The sequence below is a fragment of the Agromyces arachidis genome, from assembly GCF_052805135.1.
Genome location: NZ_JBRBDK010000001.1, coordinates 127,456 through 144,933 on the forward strand (window position 1 = coordinate 127,456; position 17,478 = coordinate 144,933).

The window sequence follows — 17,478 nt, forward strand, 5'->3', positions numbered from 1 at the left end:
CGGATGAGGCGACGCGCCCGAGTCCACGGCGAGTTCGCCAGGAGTTCATCCGGAAGTTGTTCTGTGGACACGCCGTTATGCCGACTGACAGAATACCCGGTCAGGCCCCCGGAGCCCTAGTCCGTCGATCGGTCGTGGCGGTTTCGTGACCTGATCCCCAGCGGTCGCCCAGCCTTGCGCGCGGGCCCCGCGCGGCGCGGCGCGGAGGGGATTCGGAGGCGCCGGCGAACCGACTTGGTAGGTTGTCGTGGTGACTTCCGTTTCGCGATCGGGCTCTGACGACGAGACTCCAGAAAGCACCGGCACGGGGGTGTCCGCCGAAAGGGGGACGTCCGCGCGGTCGGCAGCCGGGAGCGACGGCGCAGCGCGACCCGAACGACCGAAGGCCTCCGCGAAGCGGACGTCGTCGGCATCGACCCCTGCCACATCCGCCGATGACACGGCGGCCGCGGCCACGCCCGCCGCGACGAGGAAGCCCGCTGCGGCGAAGAAGCCTGCGGCGGCGAAGAAGCCTGCGGCGACGAAGAAGCCCGCCGCGGCCGGGAAGACGGCTGCGTCGAAGAAGCCTGCGACGACCAGGAAGCCGGCCGCGGCGAAGAAGCCCGCGGCGGCGAAGCGTCCGAGCCAGGCCGAGCGCCCGGCGCCCGCGACTCCGGGCGACGAGGCCGGCCAGGCGGCAGCCGGCGCGGTCCAGCCGGTCGAATCGGCCGAGACCGCTCCCAAGCCCACCGCACCGAAGCCCCGCCCGGCGCCGCGGACCCCGTCGTCCCGTGGCCGCGCGGCGCGCTCCTCGGACGAGCCCGCACCGAACGCCGAGCCGGACGCATCCGAGGCGCCGACGACCTCGAAGCGCACGGCGGCGGCGCGGACCACCTCGACGACCGCGGCCGCCAAGCGCGGCGCGTCGAAGTCGACCCGAACGCCGGCGGTCTCGCTCGCCCAGGCGAAGGAGCGCGCGGCCGAGGCGCGCAGCCGGGCGAACGCCCGCCAGCGCGTGGCCGCGGCGGTGACCACCGACACGACCGAGGCGGAGCGCCCTCCGCGCAGGTCGGGTCCGGACCTCGCCCCCACCTCGGCGGAGCCGGAGACGACCGCTCCGGAGACGACCGCTCCGGAGACGACCGAGGCGGCGACCACCGCTCCGGAGGCGACCGAGGCGGAGACGACCGAGACGGCGACCACAGCTTCTACGGCGACCGAGCCGGAGACGGCCGAGCGGGAGACGACCGCTCCGGAGACGGCCCAGCCGGGGGACGAGACGCAGGAGGACGCCCCCGCCGAGGCATCGGGCGCCGACGACGCCGAGCCGGAGACGCCGGCAGCCGACGACCCGGTGCCGCTCGCCGTCGTCGACGCCGACGGATCGGATCGCGCGGTCGGCGGTGAACGGGGGGTCTCGGTGATCCCGGTGCCGCGCACGCCGTCATCCGCGAAGCGGACGCAACGGACGCTGCGGGTGGCGCGGAGCGCGCCCGTCGACGCGCCCCGGGTGCTGGGCATCCAGGGGCTCGTGAAGCGCTACGGCGACACCACCGCCGTCGACGCCATCAGCCTCGACATCCGCGCCGGGTCGTTCTACGGCATCGTCGGCCCGAACGGCGCCGGCAAGACGACCACGCTGTCGATGGTCACCGGGTTGCTGCGCCCCGACGCCGGCAGCGTGCACGTGAACGACATCGACGTCTGGAAGGACCCCCGAGCGGCCAAGCGCGCCACCGGGGTGCTGCCCGACCGCCTCCGCCTGTTCGACCGCCTCACCGGGTCCGAGCTGCTCTACTACTCGGGCTCGCTCCGCGGGCTCGACCACCGGACGGTGCTCGACCGCAGCGCCGACCTCGCGGCCGCCTTCGGGCTCGAGGACGCCCTCGACCGCCTCGTCGCCGACTACTCGGCCGGCATGACGAAGAAGATCGCGCTCGCCTGCGCCATGATCCACTCGCCGCGCCTGCTCGTGCTCGACGAACCGTTCGAATCGGTCGACCCGGTGTCCGCCGCCAACCTGACCGACATCCTGGAGCGGTACGTCGCCGGCGGCGGCACCGTCCTGCTCTCGAGCCACAGCATGGACCTGATCGAGCGGGTGTGCGACTCGGCGGCCATCATCGTCGGCGGCCGGGTCCTGGCATCCGGCACGCTCGACGAGGTGCGTCGGGGCCAGACCCTGGAGGACCGCTTCGTGGAACTCGCCGGCGGGCGCAAGGCAGCGGAGGGGTTGGAATGGTTGCACAGTTTCTCCGACTGAAGCTGCGGCTGCTCCGGAACATCTTCCGTCGCAGCCCCTTGCAGGTCGTGGGGATCGTCGTCGGCCTGATCTACGGCCTGGGCGCCGCCCTGGTGATCTTCCTGTTCCTCACGGGTCAGCGCGCGAGCGATGACGTCGAGTTCCTCCGCGACGTGCTCGTGCTCGGGGGCTCGACCGTCGTGGTGGGGTTCCTGCTCGTGCCGCTGGTGTTCGGCGTGGACGACACGATGGATCCCCGGAGGTTCGCGCTCTTCGGAGTGCCCGACCGCACGCTCGCACTCGGCCTGGCGCTGGCGGCGGCCATCGGCGTGCCTGCGCTGGCCCTCGCCATCGCGCTGGCCGGCACCGTGGTGACCTGGTCGCGCGGCGTCTTCGAGACGCTCCTCGCGCTGGTCTCGGCCGTGCTCGCATTCGCGACGTGCCTGCTGGCCGCCCGTCTCACCGCCGGGATCGCAGGCCTGCTCCTCGAGACCCGCCGGGCGCGCGAGGTCGGAAGCGTGATCGGCGTGCTCCTGGTCGTCATGCTCGCCCCGATCCTGGTGGCGCTCGCGACGATCGACTGGGCGGTCTCCGGACGTCAGGTGGTGGCGACGATCGCCGAGGTGCTGTCGTGGACCCCGCTCGGTGCCGCCTTCGCCGTGCCGGGCGACGCCTCCGCCGGCGAGTGGGGACCCGCGCTCGTCAAGCTCGCGATCGCGGCGGCCACGGCCTGGCTGGCATGGCGCGCCTGGGATCGCCTCGTCGCCAAGATGCTCGTCACGCCGGGACGCGAGGCGGCCCCGCGCTCGTACCACGGCCTCGGCTGGTTCGGCCGGATGCCGCACGGGGCGACGGGCGCGATCGCCGCGCGCAGCATCACGTACTGGTTCCGCGACGCGCGCTACTGGGTGTCGCTGGTCATGGTGCCGGTCACCCCGATCCTCGTGATCCTCCCGCTCGCCGTCGCGGGCGTGCCGCCGACGTACCTGGCGCTGATCCCGGTGCCGCTCGTCTGCCTGCTGCTCGGCTGGAGCCTGCACAACGACACGGCCTTCGACAGCACCGCGGTCTGGCTGCACGTGGCATCCGGCGTCCGGGGCGCCGCCGACCGGGCCGGGCGGCTCGTCCCGGTCCTGATCGCGGGGATCCTCGTGATCGGGCTCGGCAGCGCCGTCACCGTCTTCATCCTCGACGACTGGCGCCTGCTCCCGTCGCTGCTCGGCGTGAGCACGGCGCTCCTGCTCGCGGGGCTCGGCATCGGCTCGATCACCTCGGCGGCGCTGCCGTATCCGGTGGTCAAGCCGGGCGACAGCCCCTTCCAGCAGCCGCAGTCGAGCGGCACGGTGACCGCGCTCGTGCAGTCGGTGACGATGCTCGGCGCGCTGGTCGTCGCGGCCCCGTCCGTGGTCTTCGCCGGGCTCGGCATCCTCGTCGACCCGGAGTGGCACATGGCGTCGCTCGCCGCCGGCGTGGCGCTCGGCCTGCTGACGCTGGTCGTCGGCGTGCTGGCGGGCGGCCGGGTGTTCACCCGGCGCAGCCCCGAGATCCTGCAGGCGGCGGTCCGGGCCTGAGCCCGGCGTAGACTCGTGCCCATGATCCGTCCCGTGCAGGCGAGCATCGCCGATCCCGACGCGCCCGGCGGGGGCACCACGGTGCTCGACCGCGAACTCGAGAAGCTCCTCGAAGAGGAGACCATCGAACCAGGCGACCACGAGCGCTTCTCCCACTACGTCAAGAAGGAGCAGATCCTCGAGTCCGCGGTGACCGGCAAGCCCGTCAGGGCGCTGTGCGGCAAGAAGTGGACTCCGGGCCGCGATCCGGAGAAGTTCCCCGTGTGCCCCTCCTGCAAGGAGATCTACGAGCGGCTGCGGAAGGGCTGACCCCTCGGGTCAGCGGTACGAGGTGGGGATGACCGCCTCGCCGCGACCGAGGCGGAACGCCTCGACCGGGAGCTCCTGCATGACCTCGGCACGGTGCGCGCGCGCGGCGACGACGCCCGCGTGGCCCGTGTAGGCGGCATCCGCCCTGCCCTCGTGCATGAGCCGGACCATCAGCGGGCGCAACTCGTCGCCCGCCTCGAACTCCTCGTGCCCGCCGGGGCCGTCGCCGACGAACACGAGCTCCTCGCGAGCCGTGCGCGTCGAGTCGAGCCGGCGCGCCGCGTTCTTGCGTCCGCCGACGCTGAGCTTCTGCGTCGACGCCTTGGCGACGCTCACCCAGGCGTCGTCGTCGCCGCGACGGGCCACGAGCTTGAACACCATGCCCGCCGCCGGGAAGCCCGAGCCGGTCACGACCGACGTGCCGACCCCGTACGCGTCGACGGGTGCGCTCGCGAGCGCCGCGATCGCGTACTCGTCGAGGTCGCTCGTCACCGTGATCCGGGTGTCGACCGCGCCGAGCCCGTCGAGCTGCTCCCGCACGGCGGCGGCGACCGTCGGCAGGTCGCCCGAGTCGATGCGGACCGCGCCCAGCCCCGTTCCGGCGACGCGCACCGCGGTCTCCACGCCGCGCTCGATGTCGTAGGTGTCGACGAGGAGCGTCGTCCCGGCGCCCATCGCCTCGACCTGCGCCCGGTACGCCGCCTCCTCGGAATCGTGCAGCAGCGTGAAGGCGTGCGCCGCGGTGCCCATCGTCGGGATTCCCCACGAGCGGCCCGCCTCGAGGTTGCTGGTCGCATCGAACCCCGCGATGTAGGCGGCCCTCGCCGCGGCGATCGCCGAACCCTCGTTCGTGCGGCGCGAGCCCATCTCGGCCACCGGGCGGCCGAGTGCGACCGACACCATGCGCGCGGCGGCGCTCGCGACCGACGAGTCGTAGTTCAGCACCGAGAGCACGACCGTCTCGAGCATGACGGCCTCGGCGAACGAGGCCTGGATGGTCAGCAGCGGCGAGCCGGGGAAGTAGGCCTCGCCCTCGCGATACCCCCAGATGTCGCCCCGGAACCGGTAGTCGGCCAGCCAGTCGAGCGTCTCGTCGCGCACGACGCGGTGCTCGCGCAGGAACTCGAGCTCGTCGTCGTGGAAGCGGAAGCGCTCGATGAGCTCGAGCAGGCGCCCGGTGCCGGCGACGATGCCGTACCGGCGGCCGTCCGGCAGGCGCCGGGCGAACGCCTCGAACAGGCTCTCGCGATGGGCGGTGCCGTCGAGCAGCGCGGCATCCACCATCGTCAACTCGTAGCGGTCGGTGAGCAGCGCAGCAGACCCGGTCACGGTGCCAGCCTAGCCGCGGCATCCGCTCATCTAGGCTGGATGACCGTGACGGACGCACCCATCGGGATCTTCGACTCCGGCGTCGGCGGGCTGACCGTCGCGCGCGCGGTGCGCGACCAGCTCCCCAACGAGGCGATCCTCTACGTCGGCGACCTGGAGCACTCGCCCTACGGGCCGAAGCCGATCGCCGACGTCCGCCGCTACGCGCTCGCGGTGCTCGACGACCTCGTCGCGCAGGGCGTGAAGATGCTCGTGATCGCGTGCAACACCGCGTCGTCGGCGATGCTCCGCGACGCGCGCGAACGCTACGACGTGCCGGTGGTCGAGGTCATCCAGCCCGCCGTGCGGCGCGCCGTCGCGACGACCCGGACGGGTCGGGTCGGGGTGATCGGCACGGCCGGCACCGTCCAGTCCCGCGCCTACGACGACGCCTTCGCGGCCGCGCCGCACCTCGAGCTGTTCTCGGCGGCGTGCCCGCGATTCGTCGAGTTCGTCGAGTCCGGCGTCACCACCGGCCCGGAGGTGCTGGCCGTCGCCGAGGAGTACCTCGCGCCCCTGCGATCCGCGGGCGTCGACACGCTGGTGCTCGGCTGCACGCACTACCCGTTCCTCAAGGGTGCGATCTCGTACGTCATGGGCGACGGCGTGAGCCTCGTCTCGAGCGACGTCGAGACCGCCAACGACGTCTACCGCGTGCTCGTCTCCCGGGGACTCGAGCGCCGGACGCCGACGCCCCCGCGCCACCGGTTCGAGGCGACGGGCGACTCGTCCGCCGCGTTCCTCGACCTCGCGCACCGCCTCATCGGCCCCGACATCCCGAGCGTCGAGCTCGTGCAGACCGGCGCCCTCACGCTTCCCGGCCCCCGCCTGCGCGGCACGGCCGACCCCGCCGCATCCGTCACCGACAGGAGAACCCCGTGACCGACCCCACCGCCGCCATCACCCGCGCCGACGGACGGACGCCCGACGCGCTCCGCGACGTCGTCATCGAGCGCGGCTGGAGCGCCCACGCCGAAGGCAGCGCGCTCATCTCGTTCGGGCAGACCAAGGTGCTGTGCACCGCGAGCTTCACCAACGGCGTGCCGCGCTGGATGACCGGCAAGGGCACCGGCTGGATCACCGCCGAGTACGCGATGCTGCCCCGGTCGACGAACACGCGCAACGACCGCGAGTCGGTCAAGGGCCGCATCGGCGGACGCACGCACGAGATCAGCCGGCTCATCGGCCGCAGCCTCCGGGCCGTCGTCGACATGAAGTCGCTCGGCGAGAACACGATCCAGATCGACTGCGACGTGCTCCAGGCCGACGGCGGCACGCGCACCGCCGCGATCACCGGCGCGTACGTCGCGCTCGCCGACGCGATCGAGTGGGCGCGCGGGAGGAAGTTCATCGGCCAGAAGGCGACGCCGCTCATCGACACCGTCTCGGCCGTGTCGGTCGGCATCATCGACGGCACCCCCATGCTCGACCTCGCCTACGTCGAGGACGTGCGCGCCGAGACCGACATGAACGTCGTCGCCACCGGCCGCGGCCTCTTCGTCGAGGTGCAGGGCACCGCCGAGGGCGCGCCGTTCGACCGCAGCGAGCTCGACCGGCTGCTCGACCTCGCGCTCGCGGGCACCAGCGAGCTCACCGCCATCCAGCGCGCCGCGCTCGAGGCGTCCCTCGGCGGCGAGTAGGGCGGCGAGCGGATGTCGCAGCGCGAGCTCGAGGTCGTCCTCGCCACGCACAACGCCCACAAGGTCGCCGAGTTCCAGCAGATCCTCGGCGCCGAGTTCCCGGGCATCACCGTGCTGCCGTACGACGGGCCGGAGCCCGTCGAGGACGGCACGTCGTTCGACGAGAACGCGTTCATCAAGGCGCGCGCCGCGGCATCCCACACCGGTCGCATCGCCCTCGCCGACGACTCCGGCATCGCGGTCGACGTGATGGGGGGTTCACCCGGCATCTTCTCGGCGCGCTGGGCCGGCCCCGGCCGCGGCGCCGAGGCGAACCTCGAGCTGCTGCTCGCGCAGCTCGCCGACCTCCGCGACCCGCATCGCACCGCGCACTTCCACTGCACGATCGCGCTGGTGGTGCCGGATGCCGCGGGGGGCGAGCCGTACGAGTTCGCCGCGGTCGGCACCTGGCCGGGGCGCATCGCGACCGAGCGCGCGGGCGTCAACGGGTTCGGCTACGACCCGATCTTCCTGCCGGACGGGTTCGAGGTCTCGGCGGCCGAACTCGCGCCCGAGGTGAAGAACGCGCACAGCCACCGCGCACGCGCGTTCCGGGCGCTGCTGCCCGAGCTGGAGCGCGTCGCAGGAAGCGCCTGAGTCCGTCTCCGCGCGTGCGCGGACCGACCGCACCGGACGGGCCGCGAGAACGGGTCTCATTCCCATCACCGGCGGGGCGCACCATCCGTGCCTACGCTTGAGGGGATGGGACACTCGCACGACCATGCCGCCGACGCGCACGCCGCCGGCCGGCGACGGCTCGGGATCGCGATCGCGATCATCGGGACGTTCGTCGTCGTGCAGTTCGTCGGCGGCCTGCTGACCGGCTCGCTCGCGCTGCTCGCCGACGCCGGGCACATGACGAGCGACCTGCTCGGCCTGGTGGTCGCCCTCGGCGCGGCGATCGTCGCCGCGCGTCCCGCGAACGACCGGCAGACCTACGGCTTCCGTCGCTTCGAGGTGTTCGGGGCGCTGTTCAACGGCGTGGTGCTCGTCGTCGTCGCGGTCGCGGTGACCGCGGGCGCGATCGGGCGGCTCGCCTCGGGTGCGTCGGGGGAGGCGCACGAGGTCGCGGGCGGCCCGATGCTCGTCATCGCTATCGTCGGGCTCCTCGCGAACATCGCGGCGCTCCTGGTGCTGCGCGGCGGCGCGGCGCAGTCGATCAACCTCCGCGGCGCCTACCTCGAGGTGCTGGGCGACGCCATCGGCTCGGTGCTGGTGATCGCCGCGGCCGTCGTGATCCTCGTCACGGGGTGGGACGCCGCCGACCCGATCGCATCACTGCTCATCGCCGGGCTCATCGTGCCGCGGGCGCTCCTGCTGCTGCGCGACGTGATGCGGGTGCTCAGCCAGTCGGTGCCGGCCGAGACGGATGTCGCGGAGATCCGCGATCACATCCTCCGCACGGGTGGCGTGGTCGCCGTGCACGACGTGCACGTCTGGGCGATCACGACCGGCGCCCACGTCTTCAGCGCGCACGTCGAGGTCGAACCCGCCGTGTTCGCCGAGGGCCGGGTCGGTGCGCTGCTCGACGAGCTCGGCGGATGCCTCGACGACCACTTCGACGTCGAGCACTCGACCTTCCAGCTCGAGCCGTCGGGTCACGGACGCCGCGAGTCGACGACGCACGCGTGAGGCACGGGGACCGGCCCTTGACGCAGATCGCCGTCAGATGTATCGTGGCGCGATATACCGCAGATCGATACATCGGACGATCGAGGAGCGCATGACCGCCGACACCCAGCCGAAGGACCTGCTGCCGCTGAGCGAGCCGGTCTTCCACATCCTGCTCTCGCTCGCCGACGACGAGCGGCACGGGTACGGCATCATGCGCGAGGTGCGCGAACGCACGGAGGGTTCGGTCGTGCTCGCGCCCGGCACGCTCTACGGGGCGATCAAGCGCCTCCGAGCGCTCGGGCTCATCGAGGAGGCGGCCACGCGGGTCGACCCGGAGCTCGACGACGAACGGCGCAGGTACTACCGCATCACCGGCCTCGGCGAGCGCGTCGCGGCCGCAGAGGCCGCGCGCGTCGCGGCCCTCGCCCGCCAGGCGGCCCTGAAGCGACTGCTCACGGGGTGGGGCGAGGCCTGATGTCCACGACCGGCATCGAGGGGCGCCTGTTCGGCGCCGCGATGCTGATGCTGCCCGGGGAGTTCCGCTCCGAGTACGGAGAGGAGATCCGGGTGCTCGCCCGCGACACCGTCCGCGAGGCGCAGTCGCAGGGCGCCGCGTCGGCGCGATCGGCGCGGACGCGGATCGTCGTCGACGTGATGCTTGCGGCGATGCGGGAACACGCACGGAAGGAGTCCGTCATGCACGTCAACCTCGCCGGCCTCGGAGCCGGCATCGCGACCGCGATCGGCCTGCCCATGGTCATCGCCAGTTACTCCAGCTACGGCTTCTGGGGGCTCGTCCGCCAGACCGGCGCGGCCGTCGGGTTCGATTCGAGCGACGTCGCCGTGCATCCGACGATCGTCCTCGTCGGAGCCCTGCTGACCGCCATCGGACTCGTCGCGCTCGTGCGCCGCCTCTCCGCCGCCACTGCGGCGACCGCGTCGACCCTGCGCATCGCGGCCGTGGCCGGTTGCACGATGGTCGGCCTCGGGGGCGCCGCGATGTTCGGGTACGTCCTGCCGAGCGTGGCGTTGCGGGACGCGTTCGACCTCGTCGGCGGAATCCTCGTCGGCCCGGGCTTCCTGGCGATCCTCGGGGTGCTGATCGCCGCGGGCGTGATCGCCGTTCGGACCCGCGCGCTCGGTGCCCTCAGCTTCGCGCCGCTCGCGGTCGCGGGCAGCCTGGTCCTGTTGCTGGGCGTGGCCCTGATCGGATTCGCCAGCGGCGCGCCCATGGAGGCATTCCTCCGCGGTCCCGCGATGGTCGTCGCCGTGTGGCTGGTCCCCGCGACATCGGTCCTGCTCGCGGTGGGGCTGGCGGTCACCCCCGCGCCGACCGGCGACCGGGTGCGCCGGAGCGAACCCCATCCCGCCTGAGGGTCGCGCCCGCCGATCAGGTCGGGCGTCGCGAGCCGCGAGCGGCCATGACCGCGCAGAACGCGCCGGTCGCCAGGAACACGGTGCCGAGCAGTGCCCCGGTCACGCTCGGCCCGTCGTGATCGATGAACAGGAACGCCGGTTCGGCGGCGCCCGAGCCTCGCTGGATCCAGTAGCCGATCGACTGCACCCATGACAGGGCGCCGACCGCGAAGCCGGCGACCGCGCCGGCGATCCACCACGTGCGTCCGTTGCGTTCGGTCATCCCGACCACCTCCGATGCGGCATCCGCCGCAGTCGGAAGCCTAGATCGTGCGGCGCTATATCGCAATGCGATATACCTTCGCACGGCGGCCGCCGCCGCCGCCGAGCCGACGGCGGCGGCTCAGCGACCGTCGTGCGGCGGGTGCTCGTCGCCGTGGTGCGGGTGGTCTCCGTCGAAGTGCGGCGGGCGGTCGAACACGTCGGGGTCGAGGACCAGTTCCTCGGCCTCATCCTCGTCGGTGACGACGTCTTCGCCGGCCTGCTCCGCGTGGCGGGCCTTGGCGCGCTCGCGGAAGTAGTGCCAGGCCGTCACGGCAGCGGTGCCGCCGACGGCCACGAGCAGGATCACGTCGATGTACTCGCGGACGAGGTACGCGACTGGCGGGATGAAGCCGATCAGGTAGCCGAACATCGTCAGCCCGAAGCCCCAGACGACCGCGCCGATGAAGTTGTAGAGCGAGTACCGGCCGCGCTGCATGTGGCCGACGCCCGCAGCGACCGGCGCGAACGTGCGCACGATGGGCACGAAGCGGGCGAGGATGATCGTGAGCCCACCGAAGCGCTCGAAGAACGCGTTGGTGCGTTCGACGTTCTTCACGCTGAAGACGCCGCTCTCCTTGCGTTCGAACACGCGTGGTCCGCCGCGGTGGCCGATCTCGTAGCCGACCTCGCCGCCGACGAACGCCGAGAGCCCGATGAGGAGCGCGACGAGCCATGCGGGCACCCCGAACACCCCGTTCGGCAGCTCCGGCGTCGAATGCGCGAGCAGCCCCGAGATGATGAGCAGCGTGTCGCCCGGAAGGAGGAACCCGACCAGCAGGCCCGTCTCGGCGAAGACGATGAAGCAGACCACCAGCAGCGCCCACGGGCCCGCGCCGGCGATGATCGTCTCGGGATCCAGCCAGGGGATCAGCGCGGTGTGGATCACGGACGGCTCCTGTCGATGGACACGGCGATCGCCGGGGCTCCCGGCGTCCTCGTGTCCGTGCAGTCTACCGAGCGGATGCCTCCACGCGATCGGGCGACGGCCGCGAATCCGTCGGACGGGCGCCGGTGCTCACAGCTCAGTCGTCGGGCCCGCCGACGCGCCGGAATCGTGCCAGGCTGCGGCCGTCGTCCTGTCGGACGCGCTCGGCGAACATCGCCGCGGGCCGCACCCACGTGCCGCCGTCGCCGTAGAGCTGGCGGTAGACGACCATCCACTCCTCGGTCTCGCTGTGCCGGGCCGACAGCAGGACCTCGTATCGGGCGCCCTTGTAGTGCTCGTACACTCCCGGCTCGATCGGCGCGGGCTCGCTCGGTTCGGTGTCGGTCACCCGCCAATCGTACGGATGCCGCGGTCCGCCTGGCGCAGACGGGTCAGGAAGCCCCGCCGACGTCCTGCAGCTTCGCCATCACCTGGTCGATCGTGAACGACGCCGGCGTCTGCCGCGGAGGGAACTCGACGAGCGTCTGGAGCATCTCCGCCACGAAGGCCTGTGCCGGTACGAAGAGGAAGAGATGGTCGAGCACCCAGTCCCAGTACGTGTTCGAGGTGACATCGGCACGTTCGTACGGGTCCGTCTTCAGGTTGAACAGCTTCGGGAAGCGCAGCTCGGTGAACGGCTCCTGCCAGATCTGCAGTGTTCCGCCCGCCCGCTGCTCCAGGAAGACGACCTTCCAGTTGTCGTAGCGGAGGGCGGTCAGGTCGCCGTCGTCGGAGACGTAGAAGAAGTACTGGCGCGGGCTCGTGTCGGTCTCGCCGGTGAGGTAGTCGAGCTGGTCGTGCCCGTCGAGGTGCACCTTGTACGTCGTGCCCCCGAGGTCCGCGCCCTCCCGGAGCTGCTCAGCGATGCCGGGGTTTCCGGCCGCCGCGAGGAGGGTGACGAACCAGTCGGCGTGACTGACGATGCCGTTCAGCACGGTGCCGGCGGGGATCCGACCCGGCCAGCGCACCATGGCCGGAACGCGGTAGGCGCCCTCCCAGTTCGAGTTCTTCTCACTGCGGAACGGCGTCATGCCGGCGTCCGGCCAGCTGTTCATGTGCGGACCGTTGTCCGTGGAGTACATCACGATCGTGTCGTCCGCGATGCCGAGGGCGTCGAGCTCGTCGAGCAGGGCGCCGACGATCTCGTCGTGGTAGATCATCGTGTCGTGGTACGTCGACTGCCATCGCCCGGCGCGCCCGACGTCCTCGGGCCGGGTGTGGGTCCGGAAGTGCATGTGGGTCGAGTTGAACCACACGAAGAACGGGGCGTCCTCCTCGGTCTTGCGTCGCATGAAGTCGATCGCCGCATCGCGGAACTCCTCGTCGCACGTCTCCATGCGCTTCCTCGTCAGCGGTCCGGTGTCCTCGACGTGCTGCGCGCCGTCGGCATCCACTCGGCATCGGAGCACGCCGCGCGGGCCGAACCGACGTCGGAACTCCGGGAAGTCCTGCTCGCTCGGGTAGTCGGGCAGCTCGGGCTCCTCTTCGGCGTTGAGGTGGTACAGGTTGCCGAAGAACTCGTCGAAGCCGTGCTGCGTGGGAAGGAACTCGTCGCGGTCGCCGAGGTGGTTCTTCCCGAACTGCCCGGTCGCATAGCCCTGGGCCTTCAGGGCGGTCGCGATGGTCGGGTCCTCGGCGCGCAGGCCGATGTCGGCGCCGGGGAATCCGACCTTGGTCAGGCCCGTCCGGTAGGGGTTCTGGCCCGTGATGAACGCCGCACGGCCGGCGGTGCAGCTCTGCTCGCCGTAGTAGTCGGTGAACCGCACGCCCTCGTCGGCGATGCGGTCGATGTTCGGCGTGCGGTAGCCCATGAGCCCGTCGGAGTACGCGCTCACGTTCGAGATGCCGATGTCATCGCCCCAGATGATGAGGATGTTGGGCTTGTCAGCCATGAGTTCCGCCTTCCCCCGAGAGCGTCTCGCCGTGATGATTCAACCACGCGCGACGTGCGCGCAATAGGGGAGATCCTGCGGAGTCAGGCGTCGCGGGCGCATCGGAAGCCGACGTGCGACATCCCCGTGTCCTCCGCCTGCGGCGACCGCGCCGCGGGACGGAATCGAAGGCAGTACTCGGGCGAGCAGAGATGCGATCCGCCCTTGAGGACCCGGCGCGGGATGGCCGGCAACCCGGGCTCCGCGCTGGCGGCGGCGAGCAGGTCGGTTCGCTTCCCGCGATCCACCGGCACGTCCGACAGGCTCAGGTGGCGAGGGGTGTAGAAGTCGCTCGTCCACTCCCACACGTTGCCGATCATGTCGAACAGGCCGTAGCCGTTGGCGGGGTAGGAGCCCACCGGCGCGGTCCCGCCCACGCCCTGGTTGTCGTACGGGAAGCGACCGAGCCAGGTGTTGGCCTGCGGCACCCCGTCCGGGTACGGATCCCGCCCCCATGCGAAGCGCGCGCCGTCGGCGCCGCCGCGCGCGGCGTACTCGTGCTCGGCCTCCGTCGGAAGCCGCATGCCGGCCCACTCGGCGTAGGCCGCGGCATCCTCGAACGCGACGTGGACGACCGGATGGCGCATGAGTTCGTCGATCGAGGATCCCGGGCCCGCGGGATGCCGCCACCACGCGCCCGGCTGCCAGCGCCACCAGTTCCGGTAGTCCCGAAGGTCGACGGGGCCGTCCGTCGGCGTGAACACCATCGCGCCGGGGACGAGGTCGGCCGGGTCGGCGCCGGGGAACATCGCCGGGTCGAGGTCCCGCTCGGCCACGGTGACGTAGCCCGTGTCGTCGACGAACTCGGCGTACTGCTCGTTCGTCACCTCGTAGCGGTCGATCCAGAACTCGCCGACGGTGCGGCGGTGCACCGGCCGCTCATCGGGATAGAACTCGTCCGACCCCATGAGGAACGTGCCGGCCGGAATCCGGACCACATCCCGCGTCGACCTCATGCCGCTACCGTATCCCGCGGTGCGCACCGGCACGGGTGACGGGAGCGACTTCGGCCGAGCCGGTCGTCAGCGGTTCACGTTCAGGATCTCCTGCTGGTACGGCGCCACCACGAGCGGCGAGACCCGGCAGTCGAGCAGCAGGAAGCGGCGCGTCGCGACCGGCTCGGCCGCCCAGGCCGCGACGCGGTCGAGGTCGTCGAGGGCGCGCACCGTGACGGCCTCCGCGCCGACCGCTTCGGCGAGTCCGGCGAAGTCGACCTGCGGGATCCGCATCGGCGCCTGGGCGACCCCCAGCTCGCCGTAGACGTGCACCTCGGCGCCGTAGACGGCGTCGTTCCAGACGACGGCGATGCCGCGGCCCGCCGCGGTGCGCACGGCGGTCTCGAGGTCGGCGAGGGCCATCAGCCCGCCGCCGTCGCCCGTGGTGAGGACGATCGCGGCATCCGGGACCGCGGCGGCCGCGCCGGGCACGCTCGGGAAGCCGAGCCCGATCGACTGGAACGCCGTCCCGACCATGATCATGCGGTCGGGCGACGCGACCGGCCAGTACATGTTGGCCCAGCCGATGAAGTGGCCGCCGTCGGAGACGACGACGCGGTCCTCGGGCAGCAGCTCCGCGAGCCGCGCGGCGACCGACCGGGGGTCGAGCCGGCCGTCGTCGGCGATGCCCGTACCGGGGTCGCGCCGCACGGATGCCGCGACGTCGACGCGGTCGCGCCAGCCCGACGGCGCTGCGCCGGCGCGGCGCACCTCCTCGGCGAGGGCCCGGCCGACGATCGCCGCGTCGCCGCGGACGAAGGCCGAGACGTGCGAATGCGTCGCCGCCGGCGCCGTGTCGACCTGCGCGACGTGCGTGCCCGGTGCGAACAGCTCGCCGAAGCGCATCGTGAACTGGTTGAGCCCGGCGCCGAACACCACGGCGACGTCGGCCTCGCGCACGAGCTCCATCGCGCCCTCGGCGCCGAAGCCGCCCGCGACGCCGAGGTCGTATCGTGCATCGGGGAAGACGCCCCGCCCGAGCGCCGTCGTGGCGGTGAGCGCCCCGGTCAGCTCGGCGAGCTCCCCGAGCACCGGGCCGGCGCCGGCGAGCCACGCGCCGCGCCCGGCGAGCAGCAGCGGATGCCGCGCCTCCGCCAGCCGCGCCGCGAGTTCGCCGATCGCGTGCTCGGCGAAAGCGCCCGCGGGCGCCATCGGCTCCGGCAACCGCAGGGGGAGCGGCGCCGGGACCTCGCCGGCGTCGTGCCGGGCCACGTCGTACGGGATCGCGAGCACGGTCGGCACGCCGTAGGCGAGGGCGTGCTCGATCGCGATGACGGTGGTGGCCGCGGCATCCGTGCGGCCCACCGTGTAGGTGCGGGCGCCGACCGCCGAGGCCATCGCGATCTGGTCGACGCCCCACGGCCGCGGCCCCGAGGTGGGCTCGTCTCCGACCACGAGGACCAGCGGCACGCCCGCCTGCACCGCTTCCGCCAGCCCGGTGAGCGTGTTCGTGAAGCCCGCGCCGTAGGTGGCGGTCGCCGCGGCGACGCGTCCCGACGCGCGGAAGTGGGCGTCGGCGGCCACCACGCCGCCGACCTCGTGGCGCACGGCGACGAACGCGGCATCCGTCTCGCGCTCGAGCGCGTCGAGGAACCAGGCGTTGCCGTTGCCCATCACCCCGAACACGTGGTCGACGTGGGCGGCGAGCGTGCGGGCGACGTGGGCGGAGACGGAGGGCATGGCGGAGCCTTTCGAGACGTGACGGACGGGATCGATTCCGTATGTGTCTCGCGAAAGCCGGAGGGCCGGTCGCTTCGTGCCCATTTTCCGAGCACCGGCGTCGTCGCGACGCCTGGACGGGGCGATTCTACCGAGTCGGCCGCAGCGCTGCACCGCGCCGCGTCAAGCCCTCGCGTCACGGCTCCGCGGATCCCGATACTGGGGCCATGCTGAACGCGCTGTGGTTCGGACTCATCGCGTCGAGCGCGCTGCTCATCGGCGCGTTCATCGGCGTGCGCTTCGAGTTGCCGAAGCGGGTCCTCGCGATCCTGCTCTCATTCGCGGCGGGCGCGCTCATCACCGCGCTCGCGTTCGAACTGTTCGAGGACGCCTACGAGCAGGGCGGCATCGTGCGGGCGGCGATTGGCCTGCTGGCCGGAGCGATCGTGTTCGCCGTGCTCAGCGCCCTGCTCGACCGGTGGGCGCAGCCCGGCCGGGGGTCGAAGCCGACCTCCGAGATCGAGGGCAGCGTGAAGCTCGACACGGATGCCGCGGCCGACGACCGCCCGGCGACCTCCGCCTCGACGCGGGGCGCCGCCGGGATCGCGCTGCTCGCCGCGGTCACGCTCGACGGCGTGCCCGAGAACCTCGCCCTGGGCGTCGCGCTCGGCGGCGCCGGCTCCGGCGGGCTCGCCCTGCTCGCGGCGATCTTCGTGTCGAACCTGCCCGAGGCCCTCGTCGGAGCCTCGTCGATGAAGAGCCAGGGGCAGTCGAGCGGTCGGATCATCGCGCTCTGGGCCGCGTGCGCCGCGCTGCTGGTCGGCGCGGTCGTGATCGGCGCCGGACCGCTCGCGAACACCGATCCCGAGACGATCTCGCTCCCGCTCGCCTTCGCCGCGGGTGCGGTCATCGCCTCGCTGGCCGACACGCTCATGCCCGAGGCGTACGAGCACGGCGGCCCGGCGGTCGCCCTCAGCACCGCGGCCGGGTTCGTGCTCTCGTTCGTGCTGTCGCTGGCCTGAGCCCGTTCCGGCGGCTCGCCGACCGGTCACGTGCCGTGTCGTGTCGTGTCGTGTCGTGCGGAAGGTGGGACTTGAACCCACACGCCCGAAGGCACAGGAACCTAAATCCTGCGTGTCTGCCGATTTCACCACTCCCGCGAGTGCCCGTTCAGTCTAGGCGGCGCGATGCGCTTGACTGGGGCGCATGGCGGAGCGAGCGGATGGCGGGGACGCGGGGCGTCCGCCCGAGCGCGGGGCGGTGCTGAGGTGGTTCGGCACGGTGTCGGCGCCGGCCGTGATCGGCGCCCTGCTCGCGGTGCTCTCCCTCGCGCTGCCGGCGCTCTGGGCTCTCGGCATCGCCGCCGTGGCCGTCGCGCTCGGCGTGATCGGGCGGCGGCAGTACCGCGCCGACCCCGCGACCGGGCCCGGCTGGATCTCGCTCGTCGCGATCATCCTCGGCGGGTTCGTGGTCATCAGCCAGGGGGCCCTGCTGATCCTCGCGACGACGGGCGGCTGAGCCGCCGG

Annotated in this window: 19 protein-coding genes and 1 tRNA gene; 11 read left to right on the forward strand and 9 right to left on the reverse strand. The window is 72.5% G+C overall.

Annotated elements, in window-relative coordinates; genetic code table 11:
- Positions 1 to 75 precede the first annotated feature (75 nt).
- On the reverse strand, positions 76 to 894 hold the full coding sequence (locus ACUY4T_RS00600; RefSeq protein ID WP_446016958.1) for a hypothetical protein: 819 nt from the start codon (positions 892 to 894) through the stop codon (positions 76 to 78).
- Between the two features lie 112 nt (positions 895 to 1,006).
- Here ACUY4T_RS00600 and ACUY4T_RS00605 point away from each other — a divergent pair, with 112 nt between their 5' ends.
- Genes ACUY4T_RS00605 through ACUY4T_RS00615 form a run of 3 tightly spaced genes read left to right on the forward strand, consistent with a single transcriptional unit; the run spans position 1,007 to position 4,101 of the window.
- Positions 1,007 to 2,242 carry an ABC transporter ATP-binding protein gene (locus tag ACUY4T_RS00605; protein ID WP_446016959.1) on the forward strand — a complete coding sequence of 412 codons (1,236 nt, stop codon included), beginning with the start codon at positions 1,007 to 1,009 and terminating at the stop codon, positions 2,240 to 2,242.
- The gene (locus ACUY4T_RS00610) at positions 2,218 to 3,792 is read left to right on the forward strand and encodes a hypothetical protein (RefSeq protein ID WP_446016960.1); all 1,575 of its coding nucleotides are present in this window, start codon (positions 2,218 to 2,220) and stop codon (positions 3,790 to 3,792) included. Before ACUY4T_RS00605 ends, ACUY4T_RS00610 begins: the two co-directional genes overlap by 25 nt.
- Before the next feature lie 21 nt (positions 3,793 to 3,813).
- Complete coding sequence (locus ACUY4T_RS00615; RefSeq protein WP_446016961.1) at positions 3,814 to 4,101, forward strand: DUF3039 domain-containing protein; 288 nt, start codon at positions 3,814 to 3,816, stop codon at positions 4,099 to 4,101.
- Positions 4,102 to 4,110: 9 nt separating this feature from the next.
- Here ACUY4T_RS00615 and ACUY4T_RS00620 read toward each other — a convergent pair whose 3' ends face one another.
- A complete protein-coding gene (locus ACUY4T_RS00620) occupies positions 4,111 to 5,430 on the reverse strand; it encodes a nicotinate phosphoribosyltransferase (protein WP_446016962.1) in 1,320 nt (439 codons plus the stop codon).
- 45 nt (positions 5,431 to 5,475) lie between these two features.
- Between ACUY4T_RS00620 and murI the strand changes: the two genes are divergently transcribed.
- The 6 genes from murI (at position 5,476) to ACUY4T_RS00650 (ending at position 10,136) form a co-directional block, all read left to right on the forward strand.
- Positions 5,476 to 6,351 carry a glutamate racemase gene (gene murI / locus ACUY4T_RS00625; RefSeq protein ID WP_446016963.1) on the forward strand — a complete coding sequence of 292 codons (876 nt, stop codon included), beginning with the start codon at positions 5,476 to 5,478 and terminating at the stop codon, positions 6,349 to 6,351.
- Positions 6,348 to 7,109, forward strand: a complete 762-nt coding sequence (rph, locus tag ACUY4T_RS00630; RefSeq protein WP_446016964.1) for a ribonuclease PH — start codon at positions 6,348 to 6,350, stop codon at positions 7,107 to 7,109. Before murI ends, rph begins: the two co-directional genes overlap by 4 nt.
- Before the next feature lie 12 nt (positions 7,110 to 7,121).
- Complete coding sequence (gene rdgB / locus ACUY4T_RS00635; RefSeq protein WP_446016965.1) at positions 7,122 to 7,745, forward strand: RdgB/HAM1 family non-canonical purine NTP pyrophosphatase; 624 nt, start codon at positions 7,122 to 7,124, stop codon at positions 7,743 to 7,745.
- A gap of 105 nt (positions 7,746 to 7,850) precedes the next feature.
- A complete protein-coding gene (locus tag ACUY4T_RS00640) occupies positions 7,851 to 8,780 on the forward strand; it encodes a cation diffusion facilitator family transporter (RefSeq protein ID WP_446016966.1) in 930 nt (309 codons plus the stop codon).
- A gap of 91 nt (positions 8,781 to 8,871) precedes the next feature.
- Positions 8,872 to 9,237 (forward strand): PadR family transcriptional regulator, encoded by a 366-nt coding sequence (locus ACUY4T_RS00645; RefSeq protein ID WP_446016967.1) that lies wholly within the window; start codon positions 8,872 to 8,874, stop codon positions 9,235 to 9,237.
- Positions 9,237 to 10,136, forward strand: a complete 900-nt coding sequence (locus ACUY4T_RS00650) for a hypothetical protein (protein ID WP_446016968.1) — start codon at positions 9,237 to 9,239, stop codon at positions 10,134 to 10,136. Before ACUY4T_RS00645 ends, ACUY4T_RS00650 begins: the two co-directional genes overlap by 1 nt.
- 16 nt (positions 10,137 to 10,152) lie before the next feature.
- On the opposite strand, the gene ACUY4T_RS00655 is transcribed toward ACUY4T_RS00650, so the two are convergent.
- The 6 genes from ACUY4T_RS00655 to ACUY4T_RS00680 form a co-directional block, all read right to left on the reverse strand.
- A complete protein-coding gene (locus tag ACUY4T_RS00655) occupies positions 10,153 to 10,401 on the reverse strand; it encodes a hypothetical protein (protein WP_446016969.1) in 249 nt (82 codons plus the stop codon).
- A 120-nt stretch (positions 10,402 to 10,521) separates the two neighbouring features.
- The gene (locus tag ACUY4T_RS00660; protein WP_446016970.1) at positions 10,522 to 11,328 is read right to left on the reverse strand and encodes a DedA family protein; all 807 of its coding nucleotides are present in this window, start codon (positions 11,326 to 11,328) and stop codon (positions 10,522 to 10,524) included.
- 136 nt (positions 11,329 to 11,464) lie between these two features.
- Positions 11,465 to 11,716, reverse strand: coding sequence for a DUF1653 domain-containing protein (locus tag ACUY4T_RS00665; protein ID WP_446016971.1), 252 nt, complete (start codon positions 11,714 to 11,716; stop codon positions 11,465 to 11,467).
- Positions 11,717 to 11,759: 43 nt separating this feature from the next.
- Positions 11,760 to 13,259, reverse strand: coding sequence for an arylsulfatase (locus tag ACUY4T_RS00670; RefSeq protein ID WP_446016972.1), 1,500 nt, complete (start codon positions 13,257 to 13,259; stop codon positions 11,760 to 11,762).
- An 83-nt stretch (positions 13,260 to 13,342) separates the two neighbouring features.
- Entirely contained in the window at positions 13,343 to 14,254 is a 912-nt protein-coding gene (locus ACUY4T_RS00675) for a formylglycine-generating enzyme family protein (protein ID WP_446016973.1), read from the reverse strand.
- A 66-nt stretch (positions 14,255 to 14,320) separates the two neighbouring features.
- Positions 14,321 to 15,973, reverse strand: a complete 1,653-nt coding sequence (locus tag ACUY4T_RS00680) for a thiamine pyrophosphate-binding protein (RefSeq protein WP_446016974.1) — start codon at positions 15,971 to 15,973, stop codon at positions 14,321 to 14,323.
- 206 nt (positions 15,974 to 16,179) lie between these two features.
- Between ACUY4T_RS00680 and ACUY4T_RS00685 the strand changes: the two genes are divergently transcribed.
- A complete protein-coding gene (locus tag ACUY4T_RS00685) occupies positions 16,180 to 16,974 on the forward strand; it encodes a ZIP family metal transporter (RefSeq protein WP_446016975.1) in 795 nt (264 codons plus the stop codon).
- Between the two features lie 56 nt (positions 16,975 to 17,030).
- On the opposite strand, the gene ACUY4T_RS00690 is transcribed toward ACUY4T_RS00685, so the two are convergent.
- Positions 17,031 to 17,112, reverse strand: a tRNA-Leu gene (locus ACUY4T_RS00690).
- Positions 17,113 to 17,158: 46 nt separating this feature from the next.
- Here ACUY4T_RS00690 and ACUY4T_RS00695 point away from each other — a divergent pair.
- The gene (locus ACUY4T_RS00695; RefSeq protein WP_446016976.1) at positions 17,159 to 17,470 is read left to right on the forward strand and encodes a hypothetical protein; all 312 of its coding nucleotides are present in this window, start codon (positions 17,159 to 17,161) and stop codon (positions 17,468 to 17,470) included.
- Positions 17,471 to 17,478: the final 8 nt, after the last annotated feature.

Excerpts from the sequence above, each read along its gene's own strand:
- ACUY4T_RS00650 (WP_446016968.1), top strand. The coding sequence starts at position 9,237 with ATGTCCACGACCGGCATCGAGGGGCGCCTGTTCGGCGCCGCGATGCTG.
- ACUY4T_RS00610 (WP_446016960.1), top strand. The coding sequence starts at position 2,218 with ATGGTTGCACAGTTTCTCCGACTGAAGCTGCGGCTGCTCCGGAACATC.
- ACUY4T_RS00695 (WP_446016976.1), top strand. The coding sequence starts at position 17,159 with ATGGCGGAGCGAGCGGATGGCGGGGACGCGGGGCGTCCGCCCGAGCGC.
- ACUY4T_RS00675 (WP_446016973.1), bottom strand. The coding sequence starts at position 14,254 with ATGAGGTCGACGCGGGATGTGGTCCGGATTCCGGCCGGCACGTTCCTC.
- rdgB (WP_446016965.1), top strand. The coding sequence starts at position 7,122 with ATGTCGCAGCGCGAGCTCGAGGTCGTCCTCGCCACGCACAACGCCCAC.
- ACUY4T_RS00670 (WP_446016972.1), bottom strand. The coding sequence starts at position 13,259 with ATGGCTGACAAGCCCAACATCCTCATCATCTGGGGCGATGACATCGGC.
- ACUY4T_RS00655 (WP_446016969.1), bottom strand. The coding sequence starts at position 10,401 with ATGACCGAACGCAACGGACGCACGTGGTGGATCGCCGGCGCGGTCGCC.
- ACUY4T_RS00645 (WP_446016967.1), top strand. The coding sequence starts at position 8,872 with ATGACCGCCGACACCCAGCCGAAGGACCTGCTGCCGCTGAGCGAGCCG.
- ACUY4T_RS00685 (WP_446016975.1), top strand. The coding sequence starts at position 16,180 with ATGCTGAACGCGCTGTGGTTCGGACTCATCGCGTCGAGCGCGCTGCTC.
- ACUY4T_RS00640 (WP_446016966.1), top strand. The coding sequence starts at position 7,851 with ATGGGACACTCGCACGACCATGCCGCCGACGCGCACGCCGCCGGCCGG.
- ACUY4T_RS00615 (WP_446016961.1), top strand. The coding sequence starts at position 3,814 with ATGATCCGTCCCGTGCAGGCGAGCATCGCCGATCCCGACGCGCCCGGC.
- ACUY4T_RS00680 (WP_446016974.1), bottom strand. The coding sequence starts at position 15,973 with ATGCCCTCCGTCTCCGCCCACGTCGCCCGCACGCTCGCCGCCCACGTC.